12 protein-coding genes are annotated in these 7,447 nt (G+C 64.7%); all 12 read right to left on the bottom strand.

What is annotated here, in order from left to right; translation table 11 throughout:
* Positions 1-169 precede the first annotated feature (169 nt).
* The 12 genes from FXB40_RS13015 to FXB40_RS12965 all read right to left on the bottom strand — a co-directional run bounded on the left by FXB40_RS13015 (position 170) and on the right by FXB40_RS12965 (position 7,391).
* Positions 170-391: a hypothetical protein gene (locus tag FXB40_RS13015; RefSeq protein ID WP_148772586.1), complete on the bottom strand. Its 222-nt coding sequence runs from the start codon at positions 389-391 to the stop codon at positions 170-172.
* A 61-nt stretch (positions 392-452) separates the two neighbouring features.
* Complete coding sequence (locus tag FXB40_RS47885) at positions 453-629, bottom strand: hypothetical protein (protein WP_187436853.1); 177 nt, start codon at positions 627-629, stop codon at positions 453-455.
* A gap of 35 nt (positions 630-664) precedes the next feature.
* On the bottom strand, positions 665-844 hold the full coding sequence (locus FXB40_RS13010; protein WP_148772585.1) for a hypothetical protein: 180 nt from the start codon (positions 842-844) through the stop codon (positions 665-667).
* Between the two features lie 98 nt (positions 845-942).
* Positions 943-1,350 (bottom strand): phosphonate metabolism protein PhnM, encoded by a 408-nt coding sequence (locus FXB40_RS13005; RefSeq protein WP_148772584.1) that lies wholly within the window; start codon positions 1,348-1,350, stop codon positions 943-945.
* 207 nt (positions 1,351-1,557) lie between these two features.
* Positions 1,558-1,839, bottom strand: a complete 282-nt coding sequence (locus FXB40_RS13000) for a DUF6894 family protein (RefSeq protein ID WP_246207577.1) — start codon at positions 1,837-1,839, stop codon at positions 1,558-1,560.
* Positions 1,829-2,533, bottom strand: coding sequence for a Crp/Fnr family transcriptional regulator (locus FXB40_RS12995; RefSeq protein WP_148772583.1), 705 nt, complete (start codon positions 2,531-2,533; stop codon positions 1,829-1,831). The genes FXB40_RS13000 and FXB40_RS12995 overlap by 11 nt, the downstream gene beginning before the upstream one ends.
* Before the next feature lie 356 nt (positions 2,534-2,889).
* Positions 2,890-3,126, bottom strand: a complete 237-nt coding sequence (locus FXB40_RS12990) for a hypothetical protein (protein WP_148772582.1) — start codon at positions 3,124-3,126, stop codon at positions 2,890-2,892.
* Positions 3,127-3,186: 60 nt separating this feature from the next.
* On the bottom strand, positions 3,187-3,348 hold the full coding sequence (locus tag FXB40_RS12985) for a Flp family type IVb pilin (RefSeq protein WP_148772589.1): 162 nt from the start codon (positions 3,346-3,348) through the stop codon (positions 3,187-3,189).
* Positions 3,349-3,498: 150 nt separating this feature from the next.
* Positions 3,499-4,557, bottom strand: coding sequence for an alcohol dehydrogenase (locus FXB40_RS12980; RefSeq protein WP_148772581.1), 1,059 nt, complete (start codon positions 4,555-4,557; stop codon positions 3,499-3,501).
* A gap of 22 nt (positions 4,558-4,579) precedes the next feature.
* Positions 4,580-5,437 carry a 16S rRNA (adenine(1518)-N(6)/adenine(1519)-N(6))-dimethyltransferase RsmA gene (rsmA, locus tag FXB40_RS12975; RefSeq protein ID WP_148772580.1) on the bottom strand — a complete coding sequence of 286 codons (858 nt, stop codon included), beginning with the start codon at positions 5,435-5,437 and terminating at the stop codon, positions 4,580-4,582.
* Positions 5,437-6,459: a 4-hydroxythreonine-4-phosphate dehydrogenase PdxA gene (pdxA, locus tag FXB40_RS12970; protein WP_148772579.1), complete on the bottom strand. Its 1,023-nt coding sequence runs from the start codon at positions 6,457-6,459 to the stop codon at positions 5,437-5,439. The genes rsmA and pdxA overlap by 1 nt, the downstream gene beginning before the upstream one ends.
* On the bottom strand, positions 6,459-7,391 hold the full coding sequence (locus FXB40_RS12965) for a peptidylprolyl isomerase family protein (RefSeq protein WP_187436852.1): 933 nt from the start codon (positions 7,389-7,391) through the stop codon (positions 6,459-6,461). Before FXB40_RS12965 ends, pdxA begins: the two co-directional genes overlap by 1 nt.
* Positions 7,392-7,447 lie beyond the last annotated feature (56 nt).

Genomic DNA, 7,447 nt, shown 5'->3' with positions numbered 1-7,447 from the left:
TTCTTGCTCAGCCTGGTCGGGTCGCAGAGTATTGGCAGCCAGCGCATGCGGAGCTTGGGGCAGGCCTTTACCTGCACCGTCATTGCGAGCGCAGCGAAGCAATCCAGGCTGCCTCCGCGGAAAGATTCTGGATTGCTTCGCTGCGCTCGCAATGACGGCGTGGAGGCGCCTACTTCCACACACTCCCCAGCTTCAGCGCCAGAAGCCCGAGCACGCCGCTGATCAATCCCACCATCGCGTAGGATTGCGCGAAGACGCCGGTCTGGATGAAGACCTGGCACGCGATGGCGACGCAGAGGGCGGTGAGCAGCAGGCAGGCGCAGCAGACGATGATCGAGAGATAACGTATCGCGGTTGCGACGGGCCTGGCGGGGGATGTGGAATCGGTCATGCTGGATGATAACGGCGCGGCTGACGGTGTGTTCCGCCGCCGTCACGGACACGCAAGAGCATTACTTGCTTGCGCAGCAATCGACCAGTAAGCGCCAGATGCGCTGGATCTCGACTGATCTCTGCATCTCGAGCACGTGGTTCTCGCTGGCGCGGGGGGATGGGGCTGCGGAGCGGAATTCGCGCGGCGCGATCCAGCGCTCGGTTATCGGATCGTACCATTTGCCTAGACTGACCAAGTTCGTCTCTCCTGTGTGATCCCCCTGGTTCTGCGCTATCCCATACGGCGGTTGCTGGTGTTCTGGGTGAGATTGCCGTGGGCTGCCTGCTCACGGATGTTCTGCTTCTCGTCGTCACGATGGGCGACGGGAACGGTCGGCGCGCTGCCGGCGCCCTTGTGGCTCCGGTTCTCGTCGGGAACTGGCTGCACTGTTTTTGTCAGCGGCTTCGTCATGCGATTCGGACTCCGTCGTTGCCTTGACGAGAGGCCAACGCGCGGGTGGTTCGCGGTGTTCCAACTTTCAGGGCGAAGTGATGGGGGGACGCGCAGCTCTAGTGCTTCGAAGCGTCCTGTTCGCCGGACGATCCGTCGGCTGACGTCTGATTCGCGCGCGGATCTTTCAAGAGGGTTTCGAGGGATTGTCCGTCACCTTCCGCCTCGGCCTGTTGCCGCGACTTGCGATACTTCCCGATCATCCGCTTGATGTCGTCGACGGCTTCCAGCAGAGGCGGCGTCAGCGAGAACAGCGCACCCATCGCAATGGCGATGATCGTATGGCGCAGCGAGACCTTTTCGTCCTCATCGTAGGCATAGGCATTTTGCCCGATCGGGACAGGCGCGAGCCCGCTCGACGAGCGCGGCTGGCCAGATTTCCGCGGCTTGCGCGGCGGGATCATGATCACGACGAAGAGGACGTTGATCAGGAGCCAGATGGCCAGAATGACAAGAAGGGTCCGCATTCCACTCAATACCGTAGGTGATGCAATGTGCTGTCGGCTTATGCAGGTATTGAACGGCCGTTCGCATTCGAATGCAAGTTGTGCTTTGGTTTTATGCAAATTTCCGAGGTGGCCGGCTATCGAAATTCGGCAATTCGGGTGGCGGCGCCCGGATCCATCCGCGGAACGCGGGCGGCGCAAGCGTTTGCGTGCTCTGCAGCCGGCGCGTTAACGAAACCGCCGGGTCACCATCGCCAGTACGAACCCCGGCTCGGTACCGTCGAAGACGCTGAGCGTCCAGCTGTCGCTGGGGCGCAGCGCGTGTTCGACGTCGCGGGAGAGGCGGATCGCCTCGCGCCAGGCGGCCTCGTCGTCGTGAAGGGCTTCGCCGGTCGTGTCGGTGTGAGGCTGCTGGCCTTCGAAATGAAAAAGTACCGCGGCATGTCCGGCAATACGGGCCAGGCGGATATGTTCCGGACCGCACGGATCGGCCGCTCCGTCAGGGGCCACCCAGCACTTCGCGGAAATGCTTCTTCACTGTGCCGTTGCAGGCGCAGGCACTGGCCTGAAGCGCCGGCCCGTCGAGAATCAGGATGGCGCCGCGGCGCGTTGCGAGGATGCGCCTTGCCTTCAGCATCTGGATGACGCGGCTGGCATAGCTGCGGGAGACGCCAAGCATGCCGGCGAGCTGCTCGTGGGTGAGGGGAATCTCGTCGCCGCCGATGTGCTCCTGCGCCGCGATGATCCATTTCGCCGCGCGCTGCTCGATCGAATGCGCGGCATTGCATGCCGCGGTCTGCAGCAGCTGCGCGAGCTGGCAGGCGGCGTAGCGGGCGAACAGATCCTGCAGGCTCGCCGATCTCTGTTGCGCCTGTTCGAGCGCGCGCAGCGGCAGCCGCAGCACGGTGCCGCCGACCTTCACGATGATGCGGGCATAGGCCAGCGAGGGGCCGCGGCCCAAGGGAAGGCCGACCGCACCCTCGCGGCCGACCAGCAGGCTTTCGACCTCGCGATCGTCCTCGACCGGCACGGCGAACGACACGAAGGCGGGGCCACAGGGGAAGTGGACGACAGCGATGCTGTCGCCGGCATGATGCAGGATGTGGTTCGCAGCGAGCTCGACCGATTGCAAATGAGGGGCAAGCAGCTCGAAATCGTGGGTGCTGAGCTTCTGAAGGAGCTCGTTCCTGGGCCGGCCGGTCACACTCGTTCTCTTACCTGCCGGGAATCGGCACCGGAGCGAACCCTACGTTTCCGCGCAAGAACCGACGGTTCCAAAGTGCACACAAGGGGTTACGGGAAATCGAAAAATTGACGCCGAACGCGGAAGAGCCTCCCGCGTTGCACGCAAGCCACGCCTCGAACTTTGTTCTTGGCCGGAGAACTACGGAATTTCGAAACAGAGCGCGCTCTGTTCAGGAGTGAACATAGGGCGGGGGCGGATTGGACCAGCGTCACCGCTGCCGAGTGCGCGCCCCGTGCGCTCTGCCCGACGGACCGCCGGCTTTCACCCTCTCGCTGCCGCCAGGCCGGCGGGTCCAAGGGCGTCGCCTGACGCCGCTAGCGGAGGCGGGCGGTGCGTGCAGCCGACAGGCGGTTGTAGGCCATCTGGTCGCGGTAGGTGTCGATCGCCCGGTTGCCGAGCATCAACGGCCGGCGCTCGCCGGTTTTGAGCTGCGCTTCGATCGCATCGAGAAGGATGTTGGCGGAATTGTCAGGCGGGCCAAGCTCGCCGCTCTTCTCGAGGAAGCTCCAGGCGATGAAGAATGCGCTTTCGACGGTGCAGCGAATGGACATGGGCTGCCAACGCGGTGCAGCCGCAGCCGTTCCGCGCCGGGCTTCGTGCGACGGCGTGCTCTACTTCAGCGACGAGCTGATCGAACCGAACTTCAGCTTCAGCGCCGAACCGAGATTGTTGACCACAGCGATGATGGCCAGCGCGATGCCGGCAGCGATCAGACCGTACTCGATCGCAGTCGCGCCGGATTCGTCGGCCAGGAAGCGGCGAATGGTCTGCATGGTCACACCAAAATTCCGAAGGAGGATGGTGAGGACGATAGTCCGCAAGGTCAGGGTTCCTCTATTTGGAACCGGGCCTTGCGTGAATTCCGGGTTAAATTGCGTAAACGAAAGCGGCGGCGGGACGCGTATCCCGCCGCCGATCGAAACTCAGTTCTTCAGCACGATGCGGCCGACCACGTGGCCTGCGCGCAGCTCGTCGATCCATTTCTGGACATCGCCCATCGGCTCTTCGCGCATCGGCGTCGGCTTGATCTTGCCGGCGCGGGCGAGCGCCATCAGCTCATGCGCCTCGGCAAGCGTGCCGACCATAAAGCCTTCGACCGTGAGGCGCTTGTAGACCCATTGCACCATCGGCAGCGTGAACTGGCCACCCATCAGGCCGGAGACCACGACCTTGCCGCCGCGCGCGGCAACCGCGACCGCGAACGCCATCGACTTTTCGTTGCCGGCGAAATCGACGACCTCGTCAAACCCGCCGTCGGTCTCCTTCAGGATGCGCTTGATCACGTCGGGCTCGGACGGATCGTAGGCGTTGGCCGCGCCGTTCTTCAGCGCAGTCTCGCGCGCGGCCGGCGAGAGATCGGCGACCGTGATCGGCTGCTTGAACATGGCTTGCGCGAACGACAGGCCCATCATGCCGACGCCGCCGAGACCGATCAGCAGCAGATTGCGCTGACGCGGACGATCGACCAGGCGCTTGAGCGCGCCGTAAGCGGTGACGCCGGAACACATCAAGGTCGCGGCTTGGTTGACGGGCAGCGGATCGTAGTCGAGCAGATATTTTGCGTCGGGCACCAGCACGTGGGTGGCGAAGCCGCCGTCGATGGAGACGCCGAGGAAGCGCTGCCTGGCGCAGAGGTTCTCGTCGCCGTTCTTGCAGTCGCGGCACTGGCCGCAGCCGATCCAGGGAAACACCGCCTTCTTCGAACCGACGAGACCCGCCGGCACGTCGGGGCCGACTTCGTCGACGACGCCGGCGATCTCGTGGCCGAGCGTGAAAGGCAGCATCATGCCGCGCGTGGTGTCGAGCTTCTTGCCGCCGCCGAGATCGGCATAGCCGTCCTGGATGTGCAGGTCGGAATGGCAGAGGCCGCAGCGCTCGATGCGCACCAGCACCTCGCGTTCTTGCGGCTTGGGCGTATCGACGATGGTCTCGCACAAGGGCGCATCGAACTTGACCAGCGACTGCCGACGCATCAACGCCATATTCCTTCCTCCGAAATTCCGATTATTGAGCCTCGCTGCGTATATCCGCCAATTCACGCGCCATGGCAACAAAGCCGGAGATGGGGATGGTCTCGGCACGCCGCGTCGCATCGACGCCGGCGGCTGCCGCAAGCCGCGCGGGATCGACACCGAGTGATTTCAGGCTTTGGCGCAGCATTTTCCGGCGCTGGCCGAAGGCCGCGGCCGCGACCTGTTCGAGCATCTTGCGATCGCAGGGTAGCGGCGCTGCGCGCGGCACCAGGCGCACGACGGAGGAGGTGACCTTCGGCGGCGGCACGAAGGCGGATGGTGAGATATCGAACAGGATCTTCGTCTCGCAGCGCCAGTTGGCGAGCAGGCCGAGCCGACCATAGGCCTCCTCGTCCTCGCGCGCGACGATGCGCTCGCCGACCTCGCGCTGAAACATCAGCACCATCATGTCGTACCAGGGCGGCCAGGGCTCGGTGGTGAGCCAGCCGATCAGGAGCTGCGTTCCGATGTTATAGGGCAGGTTGGCGACGATCTTCGCGCGCTCGCCGCCAAGCAGCGGACGCGGATCGAAGGTCATGGCATCGCCATGCACGATCTCGAGCCGGCCGGGATAGCGCGCGGAGATATCATTCAGCGCCGGGATCGCGCGCTCGTCATGCTCGATCGCGATGACGCGTTTGGCGCCGATCGCGAGCAGCGCCCGTGTCAGCCCACCCGGGCCCGGGCCGATCTCGACGATGGTGCTGTCTTCGAGCGGCGCTGCCGCGCGCGCGATGCGCGCGGTGAGATTGAGATCGAGCAGAAAGTTCTGGCCCAGCGATTTGCGCGCCGACAGCGCGTGCTGGCGAATGACCTCGCGGAGCGGCGGGAGGTCGTCGATCGCACTCATCAGCTGTTTGCAGCCGCCATGCGGCTGGCAAGCTTGAGCGCCGCGATCAGGCTCGCCGGATTGGCTTTGCCGGTGCCGGCGATGTCGAAGGCGGTGCCGTGATCGGGCGAGGTGCGGATGAAGGGCAGGCCGAGCGTGACATTGACGGCGTCGTCGAACGCCACCGTCTTGATCGGGATCAGCGCCTGGTCGTGATACATGCAGACCGCGCAGTCATAGGTGTTTCGCGCGGCTTCATGGAACATGGTGTCGGCGGGCAGCGGTCCCCTGGCGTCGATGCCGTCATTGCGCAGGACTTTGAGCGCCGGGGCGATCACGGTCTGCTCCTCATGGCCGAGCGAGCCGTCCTCGCCGGCGTGCGGATTGAGGCCGGAGATCGCGATCCGCGGCCGCGCAATGCCGAAGCGGGATGTGAGTTCGGTCGCGACGATGCGCACGGTCGAGACGATGAGCTCGCTGGTGAGCTGGGTGAGGGCTTCCCGCAAGGAAACGTGGATCGTCACCGGCACCACGGCGAGCCGCGGCGACCACAGCATCATCACCGGCTGCGGCAGGTGGCCATCGAGGCTCGCGAGCTCGGCGAGGAATTCGGTGTGGCCGGGATGACGGAAGCCCGCGCGGTAAAGCACGCTCTTGGCGATCGGATTGGTGACGACGGCACTGGCGCGGCCGGCGCGGACGTCGCTGACCGCCTGGCGGATCGAGGCGAGGGCTGCCGGTGCGCTCGAGGCGTCGGGCTTACCGGGCGCAGCGGTTGCACGCTCGCCGGTCGCAACCACGGGCAGGGCGTCGGCAAAGGCGGTCTCGGCATCGCCCGGGCTCACCGTGGCGATCCTGATCTCGGCGCCCAGCGTCTTGGCCAGTTCCTTGGCGCGCTGCGCGATCAGCGCCTCGTCACCGAGCAAATAGAAGGCGGGAAGGCCGAGCTCGCGCCGCCTGAGCCAGGCCGCAATGGTGATGTCGGGGCCGATGCCGGCGGGCTCTCCGAGCGTCAGTGCAAGGGGCTTTGCGGGAGCGGCCATCAGTGGTTGCGATATTCGATCATCGCCGCTTTGCGGAGCTCGTCGAGATAGGCCCTCTGGGTCTTCTCGTATTTCTCCGTATACATCTTCTCGCGGATCTCGCGCTTCTTCGGCGTATCGATCGTGGTCGGCTTGCGCGAGCAAAGCACGACCATCTCGATGCCGGACTTGGTCACTTCGGGTGCCGTGAGGTGGCCGATCGCGGTGTCATCGAGAACCTTGCGCAGCCCCTCCGGCAGGTCGGCGGTGGTCTTGGTGACGCTATCGCGGATGGTGGCGTTCGGCGTCGAACGGAACAGCGAATTGGCTTCCTCGCAGCTTCCGACACGCGAGCGATATTGCTCGGCTTCCTTCATGCGCGTCTCCTGGAAAGCCGCGGACGAGCCGCGCGGCACGATCAGCACGATCGGCTGCATCTTGTATTCGGTGCCCTCGATCTGCAGCTTCTCGTCGCCGCCTTCGCGCACCTTGTCGGCGACGTCCTTCTCGCTGATCAGCAGCTTCTCCTTGAAGCGGCCGCGCACGAGGCTGGTCCAGACCATCTCGGACCTCATGCGGTTCTTGAGTGTATCGGGGCGCACGCCCTTGCTCTCGAGCGATTTGGTGAGCTGATCGGGCGAGATGCGCATGCGCTGCGCCATGCCATCGTAGGACTGGCCGATGTCGGAAGCGCCGGGATCGACACCGTATTTCTTGCCTTCCTTCAGCTTGATCTTGTCGTCGATCAGCACGTTGATGACGTCCTGCCGGCCCGGGATCTTCTGCGTCGTCAGCTGCTCGAGCTTGGAGCGCTGCTCGATGTCGAAATCGGTGATGGGATCGCCATTGACCATGACGACGATGTTCTGCGCGCGCGCGGGGGCGCCCGCGAGAACCAGTACGGAGGCCAGCACGAGAAGGGGGAGGCGGAAGACAGGCAATCGGGTCGTCATGGTTGTCGCTCGCATGTCAGCCGAGATGGTCCTGTGATCGGGAACAGGAGGCGGCC

The sequence above is a fragment of the Bradyrhizobium rifense genome (genome assembly GCF_008123425.1).
GTDB classification, from domain to species: Bacteria; Pseudomonadota; Alphaproteobacteria; order Rhizobiales; family Xanthobacteraceae; genus Bradyrhizobium; species Bradyrhizobium rifense.
Note: the sequence above shows the minus strand (reverse complement) of the source record. Positions and strands in the feature narration are given on the sequence as shown.

Excerpts from the sequence above, each read along its gene's own strand:
- FXB40_RS13015 (WP_148772586.1), bottom strand. The coding sequence starts at position 391 with ATGACCGATTCCACATCCCCCGCCAGGCCCGTCGCAACCGCGATACGT.
- FXB40_RS13010 (WP_148772585.1), bottom strand. The coding sequence starts at position 844 with ATGACGAAGCCGCTGACAAAAACAGTGCAGCCAGTTCCCGACGAGAAC.
- FXB40_RS13005 (WP_148772584.1), bottom strand. The coding sequence starts at position 1,350 with ATGCGGACCCTTCTTGTCATTCTGGCCATCTGGCTCCTGATCAACGTC.
- FXB40_RS12990 (WP_148772582.1), bottom strand. The coding sequence starts at position 3,126 with ATGTCCATTCGCTGCACCGTCGAAAGCGCATTCTTCATCGCCTGGAGC.
- FXB40_RS12985 (WP_148772589.1), bottom strand. The coding sequence starts at position 3,348 with ATGCAGACCATTCGCCGCTTCCTGGCCGACGAATCCGGCGCGACTGCG.
- FXB40_RS12980 (WP_148772581.1), bottom strand. The coding sequence starts at position 4,557 with ATGGCGTTGATGCGTCGGCAGTCGCTGGTCAAGTTCGATGCGCCCTTG.
- rsmA (WP_148772580.1), bottom strand. The coding sequence starts at position 5,437 with ATGAGTGCGATCGACGACCTCCCGCCGCTCCGCGAGGTCATTCGCCAG.
- pdxA (WP_148772579.1), bottom strand. The coding sequence starts at position 6,459 with ATGGCCGCTCCCGCAAAGCCCCTTGCACTGACGCTCGGAGAGCCCGCC.
- FXB40_RS12965 (WP_187436852.1), bottom strand. The coding sequence starts at position 7,391 with ATGACGACCCGATTGCCTGTCTTCCGCCTCCCCCTTCTCGTGCTGGCC.